This window comes from Terriglobales bacterium, from assembly GCA_035651995.1.
GTDB lineage: Bacteria > Acidobacteriota > Terriglobia > Terriglobales > Acidobacteriaceae > DASRER01.
The window spans coordinates 1-19,559 of the sequence record DASRER010000030.1; the positions used below are offsets into that span (position 1 = coordinate 1).

A 19,559-nucleotide genomic window follows, 5' to 3' on the forward strand; every position below is an offset into this window, starting at 1 on the left:
CATCGAGCGTTTGTTCGCCTGGTTGCATAACTATCGCCGCGTGGTCACCCGCTGGGAGTACCACGCGGCCAACTTCCTCGGCATGGTTCAGCTCGCGTGCGTTCTGGTCCTGCTGAGACATTTATGAGATGGCTTCTAGTCCTTCGCCTGAACGCCAGCCCCAGCATTCAACCGTCAGCCGCGCGTCTGTCGTTTCGATTGGGCCAAATCAGCTCCGGGCGGACTGCTGGGCGGTTGTGGCCCGGCGACCTTAACCCGAAAACCGCATGACGCCTTAAGGGGTGCTCTGGATTACCTAAACAAAGAACTGCATCCCGTCTAGGCGAATCCCTCGATTGGGCTCTAGTCCGCCTGGCCCTACCCTGCGACAACTTTGGCCACTTCATCGCACGCGTGCCGAACGGTCCCTCGCTCGACACGCGAATCTTTTTTCAGGAGCGGGTGATGTTGAATGGCAGGACGAGCAGAGCATGGATTGCTGCAACGCTGGCTCTTGTGGCGACGGGAGCGGTGGCGCAGAGCGTAAGCATCACAAGTCCGGCGAGCGGCGCCACGGTAGCATCGCCGATGCGGGTGACGGCGACAGCATCTTCCACCAGCGCCGTTACGCTGATGCAGATTTACCTCGACGGCAGCAAAAAGTTCGAAGTCGCCGGCGCCAAACTGGACACTTCGGTTTCAGCCGCCACGGGCATTCACCGCCTGACGGTACAGGCCTACGACTCAGCGGGGCACATTTTCAAGTCCACGATGAGCGTCGCCGTCGGCAGCACAACCAGCGGTGGCGGTAGCGTACAACCCCCAATCGGAACCGGCGTTGGAACGCTGATCAGTAACATCGACCAGATGACCGGCTGGGCCAGCTGCGACCGCTGCGCGGGCGCCAATGGCGCCGGACCGGTGACCAGGTATTCGATGACGCAGAACATCGCGTCGCCTTCGCTCGACGGACGCAGCGTGGAGTTCAAGCTCATGCCCGTCTCGTCGTATAACAACGCGCTGTGGTGGAAGCAGCTTGGCGCGCAGAGCGGAGCGTCGCATTTCGTGTACGACCTGTATTTCTACCTCAAGAACCCGTCGGCGTCGCAGGCGCTGGAGTTCGACGTAAACCAGTCGCTGGGCGGCAAACGCTACATCTTCGGCAGCGAGTGCGGCATGCGCTCGGGCGGCACGTGGCGCATCTGGGACTACTACCTGCATTGGCAGAGCACCGGCATCGCGTGCGCGGCCAAGACGGCCTTCGTATGGCACCACCTGACGTGGGAGCTGGAGCGGGTGAACGGCAAGACGCATTTCATCGCCGTGACACTTGACGGCGTACGCCACTACGTGAACAAGTATTACAACCCGCAGCCGGTGAGCGTGAACGAGCTGAACGTGGCCTTCCAGATGGACGGCATCGCGACCCCCACGACCTACAGCGTGTGGGTGGACAAAGTTTCGTTGAAGTACTGGTAGAGCTGTCGTTGGGCGTTCATCGTTAGCTGGAACCGGGATACCGAACCTGAAGAGACGTAGCTTGCTGCGTCTCTATTTTTTTTGGCGGAGGGACGATTGCTGCCTCGGGACCATCACGCCGGGCATAGTAACCCCGCCGATAGGAGAGTGACGCCTTGCGATGCAACAACTTCACTTCAACGCGTCGAAACTTGCCATCCCATCTTGGATTCTGTGGAACATACCCAATCGAGTAGTAGGAGGAGCCCTGCTCGATACTCTGCCGGATCGCCACACCCAGATCGTTGCGGTTATAGAAGGCGGTACCGCCGGTCATTTTTGCCAGTTCCTGCATGGTCGTTTGGGGGTCAACCACGGCTATGCGGCGGTCGTTCATTAGTCCTTCGGTGCGCGCACTGGCAACGTACGCCGGTGTGCTGGCGCTGTTCGTAATCGGCAGCAAGCCGCGGACATCGATTGGATATACCGCAACCTGGTGTGAGGAGAGTAGCGCGGCTGTGCGCTGCACAACGTCAAAGTAATTTCGCTGTACGCTCATCGGGTCGCGCAACTGGTCATTTGGCCCAAAGGAGAAAGGGAAACCGCCGGAGAGCCAGATCAGGTTCTTACGTCCGGGGTAAGAGGCAACCGCCCCACCAATCTGCTGGAATGCGTCCAGGGTGATGCGGATGCGGCGATCGTCGCGAGCAGCTTGCGTTTCCGCTAGAAACTGACGGATGTTTTCGATCACCTGAGGGGGCAATGCCATCCCGGCATCCTTCAGTTCCAATATCCAATTCTCTTCTTCCTCCTTCTCTTGTTGCGTGGTCAACACGGGTGAGCGCGCAGGCAGTAGTTTGGCGACTAATGTCGACAAATGTGTGGGGTCCGACGTGGGCGGCTGAAGCAGACGGAGCGAGGAACCTAAAGCAAACACCGCGATTGTCGGTCCCGTCGGCAGCTCTCTCAAGAACTGCAACATCTGGCGGCGGGCTCCGACCTGGTACTCGACTTCGGTGTTTAGTGCATCCAGCAAGACGATGTTTAGTGGCCCCTGGTTCTGCGGCGAGGCGCTCAGCCCCGTGGCAGCACTGGGCCTGTCTGGTGCAGTTTGCAGTACGCCAGCGTGCACGTCGAAAGAAACCACTTGTTGGGGTTTGCCGTCCTCGTAAACCACGAAATTGTCACGCTGCAGATCAATGACAGCGGAGTTTTTATCTGTCGCGACCACATCAATGACTACCAGGCGCGAGCTGGCGGTGAACGTGGCAGATGATCGATCCGGCATTGCAGGCTCCTGCGCAACGGACACAGCCGATAACAGGATTGCCGAAACAAACACCTGCAACACACCCGAGTAGCTACGAGGACTCATGACTCCCTCTCTGGTCTCGATTCTGCAAAAGCGTGTCATCGAACAGGGCGGTTCGCAACATCCCCGCTACCGTGTGCAAGGGAGCGGCAGGAGAGCGGCCCTTGACCGGCCTCCTGCCGCCCTCAGGCTGTTCTACCGAGGAGGCTGACAGGGATCGGGTGGACACGGACATTGGATTGGTGGATCGGGTACGACATTGCACTCTGGTGGCGGGTAGGAGCGTCGAACAACGGCAATATCGGCGTTCCGATTCTCGTCTTACGACCGCTGCCCGCGGGGGCCAGGGCCACTCCAAGCGTCACGACAGCCATCAGGAGCCTCTTGTGCATTGCTGTTCTCCTCTCGAAGAGTACCACTGCCGCGGTTGTTCTGCGGCTGAGTAACTCTGCACCGCCTGCTCGCAAGCAAGAAACGTCAACTCACGTCATTCGAAGAAACAAAGCAGCCGCCTGAGCGCATCCATCGCCAGATGCCCCGCATGGGAGGAACCCAGCGGCAGCCCGCCGAGGCTGTCCACCAGCTCGGCGCGCGAAATCACTCGTAGGCCCGCCGCATCGCGACCGATCATCATCTCCGTCAACCGCGAGGCGCACGCCACGGCGGGCACGCATCCCTGGCAGCGGAAGCGCACGGCGCCCACGCGGCCGTCATCGAGCTTCACCGCGAGCCGGAGAATATCGCCGCAAGCGGGATTCGACAGCTCCACGACCGCGTCGGCATCGGGCAGGTCGCCGGCGTTGCGTGGGTTCTGGAAGTGGTCGAGGACCTGGGGCGTGTACATGGTGCGTAAACCGGTTGCGTGAGCCGGTTCGAATAGGTTAACAGGCGAGTGAATCGGCAGACGCCAGGGTCGTGCTAAGCTGCGCGCGCGTGGCGACTCCCATTCAGCCGGCCCCGTCAGCCACACCTTCAGGGCAGCCTTCGCTGCAGCGCACCATACGGCGCTGGGAGCTGGTGCTGGTCACCATCAACTCGGTGATCGGCGGCGGAATCTTTGGCCTTCCTTCCAAAGCATTTGCGCTGGCGGCCGAGTGGAGCCTGGTGTCGTTCGTAGTGTGCGCGCTGGCGGCAAGCCTGATCGTGCTCTGCTTTGCCGAGGTCGCCAGCCGATACAGCGCCACCGGCGGGCCGTATTTGTACGCCCGCGAAGCCTTCGGCCCGGCCGCCGGCTTTGTGGTGGGATGGCTGGTGTGGCTGGCGCGGCTCACGTCGTTCTCGGCGAACGCAAATTTGTTGGTCGCCTATCTCGGCTTCTTCTTCCCTGCCGCCGCCGTCGGAGTGGGGCGCGCCGGCCTGCTGATTGGTGTGACCGGCGCGCTGATCGCGATCAACGTACTCGGCATTCGCGACTCCACCAACGCCAACAACTTTTTCTCGGTCGGGAAAATCGTGCCGCTGGCCATTTTCGTGATCTGGGGAATGTTTCACCTGTCGCCGGGCGCGTTCACCCTGGGCCCGCTCCCCGACGGGCACGCCTTTACGATGTCGGTCCTGCTGCTGCTCTACGCCTTCACCGGCTTCGAGATGGCGGTGATCCCCGGCGGGGAGATGCGCGATCCGCAGCGCGACCTGCCGCGCGCGCTGCTGGCGGGCATGGCTGTGGTGGTGGCCATTTACATCGCGATACAGGTGGTCTGCATCGGGACGCTGCCGGAATTGGCCGCTTCACAGCGCCCGCTGACCGACGCGGCGGTGCGCTTCCTGGGAGCGGGCGGCGCGGTGCTCATCACCGTGGGCATTGTGCTCTCGCTCGGCGGCAACCTGAACACCGTGCTGCTGGCCGGTTCGCGCGTGGTTTTCGCCATCGCGGAGCGCGGCGAACTGCCGCGCGCGCTGGCGACGATCCATCCCCGGCGCCGCACACCGCACTGGGCGGTGCTGCTGACCGGCAGCCTCATGATGGTGCTGTCGGTGTCCGGCGGATTCGTGGGGCTCGCCACCATCAGCACGCTGGCGCGCCTTTCGGCCTACATCGTGACCTGCGCCGCGCTGATCCGGCTGCGGCGAATGCCGGGCGCGACGCCGGCCATGTTCACGCTTCGGTTCGGAGCGCTGATCGCCTGCGCCGCCGTCCTGCTGGGCCTGTGGATGCTCTCCAGCGCCGGGTGGCAGGAGACTGGCAACACTGCGTTGGCGACGCTGGTCGGGTTGGCGATATTCGCCGTAATGCGCGCGAAGGTCAAAAGCTAAACACAAAGGACAAGAAGGACCACGAAGGACACAAAGCGCAGGTCACTCCGCGCGCTCTGCGTCTCTGCGGCGAGCTACTGCAATTCCGGCGGCAGCGATGCGGCAATTGCATCCCGCACCGCGCCGATGAGGGCGTCGCGATCGGGATAGTCGTGCGGATCGATAGGCGGATGGAAGATGAGGACGGCGCGTCCGGGAAAGACCCGCAGCGTGCCCTTCGGCAGTATGCGGTGCGTGCCGACAATGGTCACCGGCACGATAGGCACACCGCTGTCCATGGCCATGTAGAACGGACCTTTCTTGAACGGTAGCAGGCGGCCGTCGGGCGAGCGCGTGCCCTCGGGAAAGACGGTCATGTCGAGCCCGGTGGCGAGCACGTCGGCGGCGCGGCGCACGCTGGCGATGGCCGCGTCCTTGTTGTGGCGGTCAATCGGGACCAGTGACGCCATGCGCATGGCCTGCGCCAGCACCGGAATCTTGAACAGCTCGCGCTTCACCAGCACAGACGTGCGCCGCGGCAGCGACGGGATGAGAATCGGCGGGTCGGCGTTGGAGACGTGGTTCGCCATGAAGATGTAGTTGCGATCGAGGTTGAGCGTGTCGAGCCCGATCACGTCGATCCTTACGCCGGCCAGGCGCACGCCGGTGCGCGCGATCCACATGGCGACGCGGTAGAGAAAGTCGACGCTGCCGCTGAGGAATGCCCAGGGAAAGGCAATGAGCGCCGCGATCGGAATCATGACCGCGTAGAAGGTGACCGCCACCAGAGCGCGGATCACGGGGCCGGCGCCCCCGTGGCCGGAGTTGCCGACGCGGTGGCGGAGGCGCGGCCGAGCCACACGTCGCGGCGCGCGCGCTGCTGCGGCGTGATGCCGCTCACCTCGACGAAGCGATAATCGGAGGTCTGGCGCTCACCGAGCTTCAGGTGCACTTCGCGCGTCGCGCCGCGGCGCGTGATCTTCATCTTCACCGTGTCGCCGGGGCGATTGCCGGTGAAGAGCCGGTCGCCCTGAGGTTGCTGGTCGTTGACGCTCACGATGATGTCGCCCAGCGCCAGCCCTGCCTGCGCGGCGGCACCGCCCGGCGTGATCGCTGAGATGACCGGCGGGTCGCTGAAATTACGTGTGGTCGTGAAGCCCGCATCCGGCGACGAGACCGTGCGCAACTCCAGCCGCAGACCGACGCTGCGAAAGAAGTCGTCGTAGGGAATCTCGTCGGTGCCAGCCACGTAGCGCGCGAAGAAGTCGGCAAACCTTCCGCCGCTTACTGCTTCGGCGGCCTGGCGAACACCATCCGAATCGGGAAAGTAGCGGCCCTTCTGCGCGTACTCGCGGTTCATGTACTGGAACAACTCGCGCAGCGAAGCGCGGCCGTTGCTGGCCTCGAGCATGGCCAGGTCGAGCAGCACGCCGAGGATTTCGCCCTTGTTGTAGTAGTTGATGCTGCGCTCCGGCAGGCGGTACGCCGGATACTTGTCGAACCACGTGTTCAGGCTCGACTCCTCCGCCGACATGGTCTTGTGCGCCGGGCGCGACTGCAACTCCTGGATGGCGTCGGCCAGGCGCGCCAGGAATGCGCGCTCGTCGGTGAGGCCGGCGCGCAGCAGCATGTAGTCACCCACCGTGCTGGTTACGCCTTCGCTGAACCACAGCGCGGTTGTGTACTGCTCCTTCGTGTAATCAATCGGTTCGAGGGACTGCGGACGGATGCGCTTTACGTTCCACAAGTGGAAGAACTCGTGCGCGGTGACCCCCGCGATCGCATTCGGGTTGCGCTTTAGCCGCTCGGAACTGGCGTCGATTGCGGTGGAATAGGCGTGCTCCATGCCGCCGCCCGCCGGCCCGCGCGGAAAGTGGTAGATAAACGTGTAGTGATCGAAGGGGCGGTCGTTCATCCACGCAGTTTCGGTCGCGACGATACGGCGCAAAGTGGCCACGATGGATTCAAGGTTGTAGTCGGCCGGGTCGGCATCAATAGCGACGTTGTAGCGGGCGCCGCCCTGGTCAAAGGTGGCGAACTTGAAATTGCCGATCTCGGCCGGGGAGTCGACTAGCGTGTCGTAATTGGGAGCGTCCACGCCGGTCCGGCAGACTCCCATGCATTCGATAAAACCGCTGCAAACACTCCATTCGGCCGGGAGGTTCTCCAAAGCTACGTTGACCGGCAACCCGCGTTGGCCTACCGGGTACATCAGCACCATTGCCCAGTTCAGAAACGCGTGGTGCTCGTTGTACTGCGCGCCGAAGGGGCCCGGCAGGTCGAGCGCGGTGTCGTACTCAGCGCAGGCGCCGGCAGCCGCGCCGGAGATGCGCCATGTCGTCTTGTCGAGCGAGCGAATCGGCAGCGTCCGGCCCTGCGCGTCGTGCGCTGTCACATCGCGCACGAACTGAGCGAAGTCCCGTACCTGGTAGGTCGCATTCCACACCGGTAGCTGAAGGTCGCGCTCAGCGGCGCCGGCGGGCAGGCACATGCTCACGTGAAGCAGATGGCGGGCCGGATCGCCGAATCGGACCGTGTACCGGACGCTGGGAACGCCAGAAGCGGCAGCCGGAAGTGCGAGGAGGATGACGACGGCAAGGCAACGATTAATTCGGCGCATGCTTGTGTGGGCGTTAGTTTACACAACGCAAGGCGGGACCTAGCATCAGAGGCGGCCTGCCGCGGCCATCAACTCGCGCAGCTTTTTCGGCAGTTTCTCGTAGATGCCTCCGAAGCCGCCGTTGCTGAGGATGGCGACGACGTCACCGGAGCGCAGGCGTGGCGCGACGCTGGCGACGATGGCGTCGGCGTCGGCGAGCTGCACGGCGCCGCGGCCGCGGCGACGAATCTCGGCCAGCACAGCGTCGGAATTCAAGCGCTCGGCTTCGGGAATCGCTTCCGGCTTGAAGACCGCGGCCATCACCACTTCATCGGCCAGTGCGAGCGAAGCTCCGAGCGCGTCCTGGAGCGACGACCTGCGCAGCGTGTTGGACCGTGGTTCGAAGATGGCCCACAGGCGGCGTCCGGCGTAACGGGTGCGCAATGCCTTCAGCGTTTCCGCGATCGCGGTGGGGTGGTGAGCGAAGTCGTCAATGAAGGTTACGCCGGCGACTTCGGCCTTCACTTCCAGCCGGCGCTTCACGCTCTTGAACGTGCGCAGCGCTTCGGCAATCTGCTGCACGCCGATGCCGTATCCCGCCGCCAGCGCCGCCGCCGCCGTCGCGTTCAGCACGTTGTACTCACCCGCGAGCGCGAACTCGAACTCAGCCCACGGTGCGCCATCGCGCAGCACGCGCCAGGTGGTGCGCGCCGGTTCGTACTTCACGTCGGCGACGCGCCACTGCGCCTTTTCCGTGAAGCCGTAGCGCTCGACCTTGCAGAAGGCGCGAGCCAGGCACTCACCTACATTTTCATTCGCGTCGTAGGCAATGATGCGCCCGCGGCGCGGCACCAGGTTCACCAGGCGCTTGAACGCGGTCTTCACCGCGTCGAGGTCTTTGTAGATGTCGGCGTGGTCGAATTCCACCGACGTCAGAATGGCGGACGCGGGAAAGTAGTGCAGGAACTTCGGGCCCTTATCGAAGAACGCAGTGTCGTACTCGTCGCCCTCGATGATGAACTGTTCGCTGTCCGTCACCGCGAAGCTGGAGCTGAAGTTTTCCGCAATGCCGCCGATCAGGAAGGAAGGCTGCTTCCCTGCTGTGTGGAATATCCATGCCAGCATGGATGTGGTCGTCGTTTTTCCGTGCGTCCCGGCGACCACCAGCGTCTCGCGTCCGCTGAGGAAGTGTTCGCGCAGCAGCTGCGGCAGCGAGATGAGCGGCAGACGCCGGTCGAGCGCCGCTTCGAGCTCAACGTTGCCGCGCGAGATCGCATTGCCGACCACCACGACGTGGGGCACGGGCTCGAGGTTTTTCTCCGCGAACGGCTGCTGCACGGGGATGCCGAGTCCAGCAAGGAAGTCGGACATGGGCGGATAGGCGGCTGCGTCCGAGCCGGTCACCGTGAAGCCGCGCGCGCGCAGCATACCGGCCAGCGACGCCATCGCCGTGCCGCAGATGCCGATCAGGTGAATGCGCTCGGCGCGCGTGGCGCTCATCGTTTCCCTGCCCGGGCGCGCCTGGCCTTTGCGTTCCTGGCGATGGCGCTCCGCGAAGGCGCAGCAACTGACGGTTCCAGGAGCGTGAGCCGCACTTGTTCATCTCTTACTTCAAGTTCTACCTGTACACCAATGGGAAGAGTAATGTTGCGTCGCAAGACGTGCCCGGACCTCAGGCCGAACGCGACGGGCAGGCCGGGGCAGCGCTGGCGCAGCACGTTCATGATCACGTCCTGCAGCGAGTAGTCCTGCCCCCCGGCCTGGGTGCAGTCGACCATCTCGCCGAAGACGAAGCCGCGCACGCCGGCGAACTTGCCCGTCAGCGCCAGCTGCGTAAGCATGCGGTCGATCTGGTAAGGCTTGGCGCCGATGTCTTCGATGAATGCAATGCGCCCGCGGAAGTTGGGCTCGAACTTGGTGCCCAGCGCCGCCACGAGCAGGGAGAGGCATCCGCCGTACAGCGCGCCGCTGGCGCGGCCGTCGCGCAGGCCGGTCATGCCGGATTCGGCGCCCAGCGACCATTTCCCGGCGCCGCCCAGCGCGCTCTGCCACGAGGCCAAATCCACGCCATCGGAGCGGGCAAAGTCTTTCGCCACCATGGGGCCGTGGAATGTGACCACGCCCAACCTGTCGTGCAGCCACGTGAGCATGTTGGTCACGTCGCTGTAACCGACAAAAATCTTCGGATGTTGGCGGACGATGGCGGGATCGAGCCGCTCCAGAACGTATCCGGCGCCGTATCCGCCGCGCGCGCACACGATGGCGCGCACGTCGGGATGCTCGAACATGTGCCGCAACTCGTCGAGCCGGCGCTCCAGCGACCCGGCAAAGAGCAGTTCGCGCTCGAAGATCGAATCGCGGAAATACGGCCTGTAGCCGAGCAGCCGCAGCGCATCGCATCCGGCGCGCAACTGGTCCGGCTGAATGTTGCTGGAGGGCGCCACGATGCCCACCGTGTCGCCGGGGCGGAGAGGTTGGGGCTTTATGATTGCTGCGCGCGGCATGAGTTCACAGTTTACAGTTTACAGTTCACAGTTGGATCGGACCGGCGTGAAGTGTGACTGCGAACTGCAAACTAGCCGTAGTACTCGCCCTTGCACACCAGCCGCGCCGGGCCGCGCAGAAAGACCTCGCCCTCCCAGCGTACGGTTTGCGGGCCGCCGGGCGCGACAACCTCCACCGGCGACGCGCACTTCCCGGCAGCGATCGCCGCCACCGCCGAGGCGCAGGAGCCGGTGCCGGAGCTTTGCGTTTCGCCCGCGCCGCGCTCGAAGAAGCGGGCCTCCACGCGGCCGCGGTCGACGACGCGCACCAGTTCGACGTTGATGCCGTGCTTGAAGTCGTGGTGCTTGCCGATCTCGGCGGCCTCGGCCTGCCATCCCGGCGAGAACTGTTCGACGAAGACGACGAAGTGCGGGTTCCCCATGGAAACCGGCATGCCGCTCACCTCGCCAAACGCCAGCTTGATGCCGAACGGATCGCCGACCTGCGGTTCGCCCATCGCCATCTCGAACTGAAATCCGGGGCCGTCACGCGCGATGAGCGTGCACGTCTTCAAGCCCGCGCCCGTGCGGACCACCACACGCTCGCCGCCGTGCTCGGCGATCCAGTGCGCGGCCACGCAGCGCGTCCCATTGCCCGAGATTTCCCCTTCGCTGCCGTCGGCGTTGAGCAGGCGCGCGCGAACATCGGCGTCGGGCGCGGGAAAGAGCCACTCCACGCCGTCGGCGCCCAAGCCCAGGTGGCGGTCGCAGATCCTGCGCGTGAACGCCGCCAGGCCGGCCGGCGCGTGCATGCCATCAATGATGATGAAGTCGTTGCCGCAGGCCGTGGCCTTGACGAAGGGGAGCGAGGGCATGCGTTATTCTGCGTCGCGGTCGGCGCCAAGCGCGGCCGCCGATGTCACGCCGGGCTCCAGCTGCAGCCGCCTGATGATGTCGTTCTGCTCTTTTTTCGAAACTTCGGTGAAGAATTGCAGGCGGGCGAACTCGGCGGTCTTGCTCAGCGTCACGCGCTCCATGGAGCGCTCCACGCGGTCGAGCACGCGGGTGGTGGCGGTGAGCAACTCCTCGCCGCTCTTTCCCATCACCTGGAACCCGGCAGGGACGGCTTTCATCAGGAAACGGTTTTCGAAGCGTCCCAGCACTTCCAGGGCGAGAAAAATCACCATCGTTGCAAAGATCGCCGGCAGGTACAGTCCTCCGCCGACCGCCATGCCGACCGACGCCACCACGAAGAGCGTCGCCGCCGTCGTCAGCCCCGTAACCGAGCCGCGCGAGTGCAGAATCGAGCCGGCGCCGATGAAGCCGATGCCGGGGATGATCTGCGCCGCAATGCGGGTGTGGTCGCCGGTGAAACTCCCCGCCAGCTCAACCGAGAGAATGGTGAACATGGCCGAGCCGAAGCAGATAAACATGTTCGTCCGCAGCCCGGCCGGCTTGTGCTTCAGTTCGCGCTCCAGGCCGATGATCCCGCCCAGAAACGCCGCCAGCAGCAGGCGGAGGATGGTCGCCGAGACCAGCGATGCCATGTGCATGCGCGGCGAAACCTCCTGCATCAGATCGCGAATCCATGTGCTCACAGTGCGCGGATTCTAACACTGAATATTGAGTCGCCGTGCCATTCCAGGTTCAACGCGTGACTCGGTAGACCAGTGTCCGCGGCTGGCCCTCGCTTTCGAGCACCGCGACCGGCTGCAATCCGTCGGGATAGCGCGTGATAGCAGCGGCGACCGGGTCGCCTTCGCTGGCGACGACGAAGTCCACACCGGCGCGCGACGGCGCCAGCAGCGCCGTCGGCCACAGCCGGTAGTTGCCTTCATTGATGGTGCGCCGCAGTGGAATCCCCGCGCGCTGCAGTGCGCCCACGTGCGCGCCGGTGAACATGAGCAGGCGAGAATCGCTGGGAAGCGACGACAGGGCCGCCGCCAGCTTCTGCTCGAAGGCGTCGCGCGTGCGCGCGTTCACTACCGCCTCACGCCACACGATCGGCCCGCGCAGCGGCTCGGCTGGCAGCAAAGACTTGGGCCGATCCGGCCGCTTCCAGCACGAGACCCAGGCGCTTCCGATCAGCAGCGCTGCCGCGGCGAGCAGCGCCCTGCGCGGCGCTTTCCGCTGAAAACCAAACCCGAGCAGCGCAAACGGCAACACAGCCGACACAGCTGCGGCCGGCAACATCGCCAGGCCATAGCGCAGGTTGTAGTAGGAGAACGGCCACTCGTAGGGCGTGAAGATGGGGACGCTGCCGTAGGCGATGGAAAGAGCGTAGAAGCCGCGCGGCATCCACAGCAGAAACAACGGCAGCGCCGGCCGCAGCGGCAAGGTCCGCGTGGCGACCAGCAGGAGCAGAAAGAACGCCCCGCCTACGGCGATCCAATACATCACGCGGCCCCAGCGTCCCTCGCCGAGATTGCGCTGCACGGCGTTGCGATAGACGCCCGCGGCTTCAACGATTCTGTCCTGTCCAGGATATCGCATTCCCGTGCCGGTGCGTTTTTCAATGGCCCGGGCCGAGTAGGGCCCGGTCGCGAACTCGAGCGCGTTGCCGTAGTTCTTCCAGTTCCATGCCATCCACAGGGCCGGCGCCCCGGCGACAACGAGAAGGAAAACGGTGAAGCGTCGCAGGAGCGCGCGGCGCGATGCGGCGTCTGCGGCTCGCGACGCCCGGATCGTGACGGCAGCGGCAAGCACAACCGTCCACGCTGCGGCCCACCATCCGTCGTAGCGGGTCAGCTCTGCGGCGGCGAGCAGCAAAGCGCAGCGGAGAAGCGCGCGCCTTGCTGCCGCCGGTGCAAAGACGAAATCGCCCAGGTAAACCAGCGCCCACACAAACAGCGCCAGGTAGAGCGGCTCCGTCATGGCCGTGGTTTGCAGGTAGAGCAGGTTGGGATTGGTCTCGTACGCGAGCGCGGCAGTCCACGCCGCCCCGCGCACCAGGTCCGTGGGCAGGCCCGCGCGAGTCAGCGAGCTTATGACCAGGCGCAGCAGGCCGGCGGCGGCAAGAACGTGCGCCACCATCGAAGGAATGGACGCCCCGGCGCCCGCTTGCCACATGCGCGTGGAAATCACGAAGGGCAAGATCAGCAGGTGCGGGAGCGGCAGCCAGACCGTGCCGAGTTGTCCCGGGCCAGGCGTGAGCGAATCAATGACGCGGCGCGCGATGCCGATGTGCGCCACCGCGTCGCCGTAAAGCAGAAGCTGGTTGCGATAGTGGTAGAACGCGGCGACCGAGATGGCCGCGGTGATCACGGCGATCACCCACTGATCGCGACGCACGGTGCGCTCGTCCACCCGACGAGTGTAGCTGGGAAGCCGGCACTTCGCGCGTCAGCCCAGGTGCGTGAGCTCGCGGAAAATCTGGAAGCGCTCCTCAATCTGCTCGCGCGTAAGGTTCTGCAGACGGCGCGTGCCGAAGTCTTCCACGGCGAACGATCCCATCACGCCGCCATAGAACATGGCGCGCTTGAGTGTCTCGCGTGTGACCGCGCCCTGCGAGGCGAGGTAGCCGACGAAGCCGCCGGCGAACGAATCGCCAGCGCCGGTGGGATCACGCACCGCATCCAGCGGGAGAGCCGGCGCGCGAAACGGATGCCGCCCGATGCCGAACGCGCCCTCGCGGAAGAAGATGGTCGCGCCATATTCGCCGTGCTTGATCACCAGCGCCTTCGGCCCCAAGGCCAGCACTTTGAGCGCGGCGCGCGGCAGGTTGGCGTCGTTCCCGATGGCTTTCGCCTCGGCGTCGTTAATCAGCAGCACGTCCATGATCTTCAGCGCTTCGGTCAGCTCGGCGCGCGTGTTGTTGATCCAGTAGTTCATGGTGTCGCCGCACACCAGCGACGCGCCGCGCGCCTGCCGCCGCACGTCCACCTGCAGGGTGGGCTGAATGTTGCCGAGGAAGAGAAACTCGGAAGCGGCGAACTCGGCCGGAACCTTGGGCTGGAACTTTTCGAAGACATTCAGGTGCGTGAAATTCGTCTTCGCCTCGTTCATGCTGCCGTGGTATTCGCCGCCCCAATGGAACGTCTTGCCGGCGATGCGCTCCACGCCTTCCAGGCGCACGCCGCGGCGGCGCAGGACGCCTTCCTGCTCCGGGCCGAAGTCGTCGCCGACCACGCCCACCGGGCGCACTTCGGCAAAGTAGCTGGCGGCCAGAGAAAAATACGTGCACGAGCCGCCGAGTTCCTTCTCAACTCGGCCAAAGGGAGTTTCGATGGTGTCAAACGCAAGCGAACCGACGGCGAGAATGGCGGACATTGGTTATTGGCTATTTGTTATTGAGCGAGAAAGTTTGGCGTCCGTCCCCGTCCGGCAATGACAAATAGCAAATCACAAGTATTTGCCCAGGATCGCGCTCAGGTTCTTCTTCATCTCCGCCGGGATCAGGTCGCGTTGCGTCATGATGGCGCTGGCCAGTGCCGAGCCGCATTGGCAACCGCGCGCGCGCGGCATGCCGGCCACGGCGTGGCGCACGACGGCGCAGGCGTTCTCCGCGTTCTTCCTCAGCACGGCAACGATCTGCTCCACGGTGACCGAGTCGTGCCCCTCGTGCCAGCAGTCGTAGTCGGTGACCATGGCGACGGTGGCGTAGCAGATCTCGGCCTCGCGCGCGAGCTTGGCTTCCTGCAGGTTGGTCATGCCGATCACGTCCATGCCCCAGGAGCGATACACGTGCGACTCGGCCTTGGTCGAAAACTGCGGCCCTTCCATGCACAGATAGGTGCCGCCCAGCTTGCCGTTCACTCCCGCCTTGCTGCAACCCGCGTGCGCGGCGCGCGCGACTTCAGCGCACACCGGATCGGCGAATGCCATGTGCACCACTACCCCGTTGCCGAAAAACGTCGAGACACGCTTGCTCGTGCGGTCGAAAAACTGGTCGGGGATCACGAAGTCGGTGGGCCTGTGCTCTTCCTTCAGCGACCCGACGGCCGAGAGCGAAATGATTCGCTCGGCCCCGAGCAGCTTGAAACCATAGATGTTGGCGCGGAAGTTCAGCTCGCTGGGCATCAGGCGATGCCCGCGGCCGTGCCGCGCCAGGAACGCGACCCTGCGGCCTTCCAGTTCGCCGATTACATACGCGTCCGACGGATCGCCGAACGGCGTTTGCAGCCGAACTTCATGCACGCCGGTGAATCCGGGCATGGAGTACAGCCCGCTGCCGCCAATGATGCCGATTTCTGCGTGCGCCGATGGGGCCATGAGAACTGGCGATTATACAAGAGCGATTTCCGCGTACCGCCGCGGCTCGCGTGGCGGATTGTCGCGATGCTAGAATCGCGTCCTGAGTTTCTTGGATGCGCCGTCTGGTCCAGATCGGGCTCGTTCTCGCGGTTCTGCTGGTTGTCCTGGTGATCACCCTCCATCCGCAGCTGGACCTGGAACCCTCTGCGCTGCGCTTCAAGCAAATACTGCTGCTGCTTGCCTGGGCGCTGGTTGGGCCGAATCTTTTGCCGCGCCGACACCTGGGCCTGGATCCTGCGCCGGTCCGGCGCATCGAGCGTTCCCTGGGGCGGGCATGCAGCGTGCCCTGCCCGATTTGCGTCCTGCTCATCTGAGTTCATTCCCGTCGGGCTTCGACCCGTTACACCCAAAGCCAAAGGTGGGACATGAAGAGAATTCTTTCCGTCGGAAAAATCCGGTCGCTGCTGCGCGAACGCAGCCGGGTCCTGGAGAGCGCAGGATATCGGGTGAGTACGGCCACGAGCGCGGAGCAGGCGCTGCTCCTGCTTGCCGCCGAGCCTTATGAGGCCGTGGTCATTGGGCACGCGGTAAGAGCCGCTTCGCGCCACCGGATCGCCGCCGAAGCCAAGTCCAGGACTCCGGGGATCCGCGTGGTGATGCTGCATGCCGGCAGCATTTCAGAAACGGAGCTGGCCGATGCCGTGATCGCCAGCGACAGCCACAGCCACCTCCTGGAAACCCTGCGAACGCTGGAGGACTTGCGCGCCGGCCGGGCCGCAAGAAAGAGCGGATAGCTCAGCCGGTCGGAAGCATGGCGCGCTCGATGCCGATGTGCGTCAGGTGATGGCGGAAGACGCGGCTGCGCCCGTCGTTGAGTCGCGACCGGCTCAGCATCCGTTGCAGCTCGGCCGCGGTGTATGCCGCGCGCACCGAGGCACGGTACAGCCGCAGCATCTCGCCGGAATACTTCCGCCCGAACCAGCGCACGTGCAGGCCGTGCGTCAGCGCCGATGGCCGCCGCAGGTCGCGCAACAGCACGGCGCCGCCGGGCTTGGCGATGCGGGCGGCCTCGTTCAACAGAGCCAGCGGATCGGCCAGGTGATGCAGCACCGAGTTGCAGGTGACTACGTCGAAGGCGCCGTCATCGAACGGCAGGCGGCCTTCGGGCGCGACGCGCAGCACCTGGAACGAAATCGCCACCTGCGCCTTGGCCGCGTTCTCCCGCGCCTGCTGGACCATGGTCGCCGCGGCGTCAATGCCGGTGATGCGCAGGCCGGGCCAGCGCTGCGCCATCAAAATCGGAATCTGCCCGGGGCCGCAGCCGATGTCGAGGGCCAGCGCGCTTACTGGTCGCAAGCCGAAGCGCGGCGCCAGCAGGCGCGCAAGGTGGTCCACAAACGTGCGATCTATTTTTTCCAGATACGTTTGCGCCGCGGCCGATGCGTAGGCCTCGACTTCGGAGGAGTCGTCCATCACCTCCGGCTCGGGGACGCGTTGCATGGCGAAGATCGGCATGGAGGGGAGAAGACTACGGCGTTGGCGCTGGGGCGTCGAGCGCGAGCGCGCCATCCCGCAGGCGGTTGGTCGTTTCGGCGTCAAAGCTCTCGGCGACGATCACCACATCGCCTGCAACCTGGATCAGCACCGGACCCTCGTCGGTGTTCCAGAGCGTGTTTTCCTTGCCGCTATGCGCCGGAGTAGCGCTGCGGTAGCGCTTGGCCAAACCGGCCGCGTAGTGGCCGGCGAATTGTTGCGCGGCCGCTGGAGACGACCACCGCGAAACGTAAAAGAGCGCCACCTCGGCGGTCGAGGCCGGCATCGCGTCCGCCTTCGAGCCGCCGCCCGGAGACGCGTTGCCGTTCCTCTTTTGCGCCGCGTAGTAGTAGCCGCCGCGCCATGAGGGTGAGAGGTCCCGCGGCACGGGATCCTTCGCGTACTGCTGCAAGAGCAGGAAGGTGTCGAACTGGCCCATGGTGCCCACGTCGAAGCGCACGTAGCCATCACCGGCGAGCGAGTCGAGCGCCGGAACCAGCAGCGGCGTGATCGTCTCGTGGTCGAGGTACGTCTCCGGCTGCATGATGTGGCGCGACGTCGCCGGCGGATTGCGCAGCGCGCCGGCGTACGCCATGTCTTTCCCGCCGCGGGCCAGCAGCGCCGCCGTGAAGCCGAGGCCATAGTTGTAGGCGAAGGTGAGCACCTCGCGCAGGAAGCGCGGAGCGCTCTGGAAGACGGGTGAATCGCCGCCCAGTCCGATGCCGGCGCGCACCATGTTCACGAATTCGGGCAGATCGCGGACCGTCTTGCCCTGCGGGCGCAACTGAAAATCCAGCAGCACGGCCATGCCCTGTCCCTCGGCCACGGCCTGTCGCGCGGCGCCGGCCTCGTCGGAATCCACTAGCGCCTGCAGCTGACGGCGCTCCTCCTCGGGCTCGAGTTTTTTCTTCGACGGCTTGCGATCGGGCGGCTCGCCCGCCCGCTGCCACTTTTCCAGACCTACGCTTTGGTCCTGAAGCGCGTGCGTCAGCTCGTGGGCCAGCACGTCGCGCTGCTGCTGCGGCTCGATCCAGTTCAGCAGGTAAACGGTCTTCTTCTTCGGATCGTAAAAGCCGGCCACCTGCTCGCCCAGCAGTTCCACCAGGAACCTGCTCAGGTTGAAGTCCCGCGGCAGCAGCCCGAGTTTTTTCAGGACGAGTTCGGAGTTCTTCAGGCGCTGCGCGTCTTCGTCGTTCTTCAACCGGTCGCTGACGAACTTCTCAACGTCCTTGCGGCTGGAGAGCTTGCGCTTCACCGAGTGCTTGATTGGCAGGTTCGTGTCGGCGCTCACCCACTTCAGGATCGAATCCACCGAGCGGAACAGGTCTTTGGCTTCCTGTGGCGCGATCTGGTGCTCGGGCTTGGCGGGCGGCTGGGGCTGTGGCGGCGGCTGCGGGGGCCCCTGGGCGACGGCAGCGGCCGCCAGCAGCAGGGCCACCAACAGGGCGAGGGCGCGACGGCCGATCATTCGACTCCAGTGTAACGGGTACTGCGGCAACATTCTCATCCTCGATCAAGGCGGAGCAGTCGAGCTCGACTCGCAGGCTCTGTGTCCAACCGGCTGAACGGCGCGGGAGAGTAGAAAACAACACTGCTTACCTGCGGATTTACGCGGATGAACGCGGATTGTGTCCGTGGTCATCCGCTTTTCTGTTTTCTCTGATCCAGGCACTACAGGCGAGCCACCTGTCCGGCGATCCACTCGGCGACTTCCCGCGTTCCCATCGTCCCGCCAATGTCGCTCGTCGTTTTCTTCGAGCGGAGAGCCGCGGTGACGGCGGTGTTGATTCTGGTGGCGTGATCAGCAAGTCCGAGGTGCTCGAGCATCAGCGCCGCCGTGAGGATCGCGCCCATCGGGTTGGCGACGTTCTTCCCCGCCAGCGGCGGCGCGGAGCCGTGCACCGGCTCGAACATCGACGTCCGTCCCGGATGTATGTTCCCGCTCGCCGCCATCCCGAGCCCGCCCTGGAGCGCCGCGGCGAGGTCGGTGATGATGTCGCCGAACATGTTGTTGGTCACGATCACGTCAAACGCCTTCGGCTCGCGGACCATTTGCAGGCAGAGCGCGTCAATGTACATGTGCGACGACTGCACGTCGCTGTACTCGCCTGCGACCAGCCTGAACACGCGCTGCCACAGGCCGCCGGCGTAGGTCATGACGTTGGATTTGTCGGCCATCAGCAGCCGCTTGCGCGGGCGCCGGCGCGCCAATTCAAAAGCGTAGCGAATGATGCGCTCTACGCCCTTGCGCGTGTTCACGTCTTCCTGCGTGGCGATTTCGTCGGGAGTATCTTTCTTCAGCACGCCGCCGGCATCGAGATACGGGCCCTCGGTGTTCTCACGGACGACGACGAAGTCCACGTCCTCGGGCTTGCAGTTCTTCAGTGGACACAGCGATTCGTCGAGCAGCTTTACCGGGCGCAGGTTCACGTAGAGGTCCATCTGAAAACGCATGCCGAGCAGCGTTTCCTTGGCATGGATGTTCGAGGGCACGCGCGGATCGCCGAAAGCGCCGAGCAGGATGGCGTCGAAGTCGCGCCCCAGCATCGCGAAGCCGCCGGGCGGAACGGTTGTGCCGTCGCGCAGGTAGCGGTTGGCGCTCCAGTCGAGCTCGGTGAAGGTGAGCGGCGCGCCCGAGGCGCGCAGCACGCGGACCGCCTCGCCGATCACTTCCGGACCAATGCCGTCGCCGGGAATCACGGCAATGCGTTTGTTGGTGCTGGCGGCTGAAGCCACGAGCGACACAATATCAGAAGCAGTTCACAGGACC

Annotated in this window: 19 protein-coding genes; 5 read left to right on the top strand and 14 right to left on the bottom strand. The window is 64.7% G+C overall.

Going from position 1 to position 19,559, the window contains the following annotated elements; translation table 11 throughout:
- Positions 1-127 (top strand): IS5/IS1182 family transposase (locus tag VFA60_10830; GenBank protein ID HZQ92277.1); only part of this gene is annotated, 127 nt, incomplete at its 5' end.
- A gap of 368 nt (positions 128-495) precedes the next feature.
- On the top strand, positions 496-1,458 hold the full coding sequence (locus VFA60_10835) for an Ig-like domain-containing protein (protein HZQ92278.1): 963 nt from the start codon (positions 496-498) through the stop codon (positions 1,456-1,458).
- 22 nt (positions 1,459-1,480) lie between these two features.
- Here VFA60_10835 and VFA60_10840 read toward each other — a convergent pair whose 3' ends face one another.
- On the bottom strand, positions 1,481-2,812 hold the full coding sequence (locus VFA60_10840) for a VWA domain-containing protein (GenBank protein ID HZQ92279.1): 1,332 nt from the start codon (positions 2,810-2,812) through the stop codon (positions 1,481-1,483).
- Positions 2,813-3,236: 424 nt separating this feature from the next.
- On the bottom strand, positions 3,237-3,593 hold the full coding sequence (locus tag VFA60_10845) for an iron-sulfur cluster assembly scaffold protein (GenBank protein HZQ92280.1): 357 nt from the start codon (positions 3,591-3,593) through the stop codon (positions 3,237-3,239).
- 89 nt (positions 3,594-3,682) lie between these two features.
- Here VFA60_10845 and VFA60_10850 point away from each other — a divergent pair, with 89 nt between their 5' ends.
- Positions 3,683-5,002, top strand: coding sequence for an amino acid permease (locus tag VFA60_10850; GenBank protein HZQ92281.1), 1,320 nt, complete (start codon positions 3,683-3,685; stop codon positions 5,000-5,002).
- A 74-nt stretch (positions 5,003-5,076) separates the two neighbouring features.
- Here the strand turns inward: VFA60_10850 and VFA60_10855 are convergent, their stop codons facing one another.
- The 9 genes from VFA60_10855 to mtnP form a co-directional block, all read right to left on the bottom strand.
- Positions 5,077-5,781 carry a lysophospholipid acyltransferase family protein gene (locus VFA60_10855; GenBank protein HZQ92282.1) on the bottom strand — a complete coding sequence of 235 codons (705 nt, stop codon included), beginning with the start codon at positions 5,779-5,781 and terminating at the stop codon, positions 5,077-5,079.
- Complete coding sequence (locus VFA60_10860) at positions 5,778-7,601, bottom strand: PDZ domain-containing protein (protein HZQ92283.1); 1,824 nt, start codon at positions 7,599-7,601, stop codon at positions 5,778-5,780. The genes VFA60_10855 and VFA60_10860 overlap by 4 nt, the downstream gene beginning before the upstream one ends.
- A 45-nt stretch (positions 7,602-7,646) precedes the next feature.
- Positions 7,647-9,080, bottom strand: a complete 1,434-nt coding sequence (gene mpl, locus VFA60_10865; protein ID HZQ92284.1) for a UDP-N-acetylmuramate:L-alanyl-gamma-D-glutamyl-meso-diaminopimelate ligase — start codon at positions 9,078-9,080, stop codon at positions 7,647-7,649.
- Positions 9,077-10,084, bottom strand: coding sequence for an LD-carboxypeptidase (locus VFA60_10870; protein ID HZQ92285.1), 1,008 nt, complete (start codon positions 10,082-10,084; stop codon positions 9,077-9,079). The genes mpl and VFA60_10870 overlap by 4 nt, the downstream gene beginning before the upstream one ends.
- 71 nt (positions 10,085-10,155) lie before the next feature.
- Positions 10,156-10,938, bottom strand: coding sequence for a diaminopimelate epimerase (gene dapF, locus VFA60_10875; protein HZQ92286.1), 783 nt, complete (start codon positions 10,936-10,938; stop codon positions 10,156-10,158).
- Between the two features lie 3 nt (positions 10,939-10,941).
- A complete protein-coding gene (locus VFA60_10880; GenBank protein HZQ92287.1) occupies positions 10,942-11,661 on the bottom strand; it encodes an MgtC/SapB family protein in 720 nt (239 codons plus the stop codon).
- 49 nt (positions 11,662-11,710) lie between these two features.
- The gene (locus VFA60_10885) at positions 11,711-13,369 is read right to left on the bottom strand and encodes a hypothetical protein (protein ID HZQ92288.1); all 1,659 of its coding nucleotides are present in this window, start codon (positions 13,367-13,369) and stop codon (positions 11,711-11,713) included.
- A gap of 36 nt (positions 13,370-13,405) precedes the next feature.
- Positions 13,406-14,332, bottom strand: coding sequence for a PfkB family carbohydrate kinase (locus VFA60_10890; GenBank protein ID HZQ92289.1), 927 nt, complete (start codon positions 14,330-14,332; stop codon positions 13,406-13,408).
- Between the two features lie 72 nt (positions 14,333-14,404).
- Positions 14,405-15,274, bottom strand: coding sequence for an S-methyl-5'-thioadenosine phosphorylase (gene mtnP / locus VFA60_10895; GenBank protein ID HZQ92290.1), 870 nt, complete (start codon positions 15,272-15,274; stop codon positions 14,405-14,407).
- 95 nt (positions 15,275-15,369) lie between these two features.
- Between mtnP and VFA60_10900 the strand changes: the two genes are divergently transcribed.
- Both VFA60_10900 and VFA60_10905 read left to right on the top strand, forming a co-directional pair.
- Positions 15,370-15,630, top strand: coding sequence for a hypothetical protein (locus VFA60_10900; GenBank protein HZQ92291.1), 261 nt, complete (start codon positions 15,370-15,372; stop codon positions 15,628-15,630).
- Positions 15,631-15,681: 51 nt separating this feature from the next.
- Positions 15,682-16,050, top strand: a complete 369-nt coding sequence (locus tag VFA60_10905; protein ID HZQ92292.1) for a hypothetical protein — start codon at positions 15,682-15,684, stop codon at positions 16,048-16,050.
- A 1-nt stretch (position 16,051) separates the two neighbouring features.
- Here VFA60_10905 and VFA60_10910 read toward each other — a convergent pair whose 3' ends face one another.
- From VFA60_10910 to VFA60_10920, 3 genes are all read right to left on the bottom strand, one after another.
- Positions 16,052-16,771, bottom strand: coding sequence for a class I SAM-dependent methyltransferase (locus tag VFA60_10910; protein ID HZQ92293.1), 720 nt, complete (start codon positions 16,769-16,771; stop codon positions 16,052-16,054).
- 13 nt (positions 16,772-16,784) lie between these two features.
- Positions 16,785-18,257 carry a hypothetical protein gene (locus VFA60_10915; GenBank protein ID HZQ92294.1) on the bottom strand — a complete coding sequence of 491 codons (1,473 nt, stop codon included), beginning with the start codon at positions 18,255-18,257 and terminating at the stop codon, positions 16,785-16,787.
- Between the two features lie 203 nt (positions 18,258-18,460).
- On the bottom strand, positions 18,461-19,525 hold the full coding sequence (locus VFA60_10920; GenBank protein HZQ92295.1) for a 3-isopropylmalate dehydrogenase: 1,065 nt from the start codon (positions 19,523-19,525) through the stop codon (positions 18,461-18,463).
- Between the last annotated feature and the right edge of the window lie 34 nt (positions 19,526-19,559).

What these genes read in the sequence shown, in the direction of transcription:
- VFA60_10840 (HZQ92279.1), bottom strand. Translation starts at nt 2,812, where the DNA reads ATGAGTCCTCGTAGCTACTCGGGTGTGTTGCAGGTGTTTGTTTCGGCA.
- VFA60_10915 (HZQ92294.1), bottom strand. Translation starts at nt 18,257, where the DNA reads ATGATCGGCCGTCGCGCCCTCGCCCTGTTGGTGGCCCTGCTGCTGGCG.
- dapF (HZQ92286.1), bottom strand. Translation starts at nt 10,938, where the DNA reads ATGCCCTCGCTCCCCTTCGTCAAGGCCACGGCCTGCGGCAACGACTTC.
- mtnP (HZQ92290.1), bottom strand. Translation starts at nt 15,274, where the DNA reads ATGGCCCCATCGGCGCACGCAGAAATCGGCATCATTGGCGGCAGCGGG.
- VFA60_10890 (HZQ92289.1), bottom strand. Translation starts at nt 14,332, where the DNA reads ATGTCCGCCATTCTCGCCGTCGGTTCGCTTGCGTTTGACACCATCGAA.
- VFA60_10905 (HZQ92292.1), top strand. Translation starts at nt 15,682, where the DNA reads ATGAAGAGAATTCTTTCCGTCGGAAAAATCCGGTCGCTGCTGCGCGAA.
- VFA60_10910 (HZQ92293.1), bottom strand. Translation starts at nt 16,771, where the DNA reads ATGCCGATCTTCGCCATGCAACGCGTCCCCGAGCCGGAGGTGATGGAC.
- VFA60_10860 (HZQ92283.1), bottom strand. Translation starts at nt 7,601, where the DNA reads ATGCGCCGAATTAATCGTTGCCTTGCCGTCGTCATCCTCCTCGCACTT.
- VFA60_10900 (HZQ92291.1), top strand. Translation starts at nt 15,370, where the DNA reads ATGCGCCGTCTGGTCCAGATCGGGCTCGTTCTCGCGGTTCTGCTGGTT.
- mpl (HZQ92284.1), bottom strand. Translation starts at nt 9,080, where the DNA reads ATGAGCGCCACGCGCGCCGAGCGCATTCACCTGATCGGCATCTGCGGC.
- VFA60_10845 (HZQ92280.1), bottom strand. Translation starts at nt 3,593, where the DNA reads ATGTACACGCCCCAGGTCCTCGACCACTTCCAGAACCCACGCAACGCC.
- VFA60_10870 (HZQ92285.1), bottom strand. Translation starts at nt 10,084, where the DNA reads ATGCCGCGCGCAGCAATCATAAAGCCCCAACCTCTCCGCCCCGGCGAC.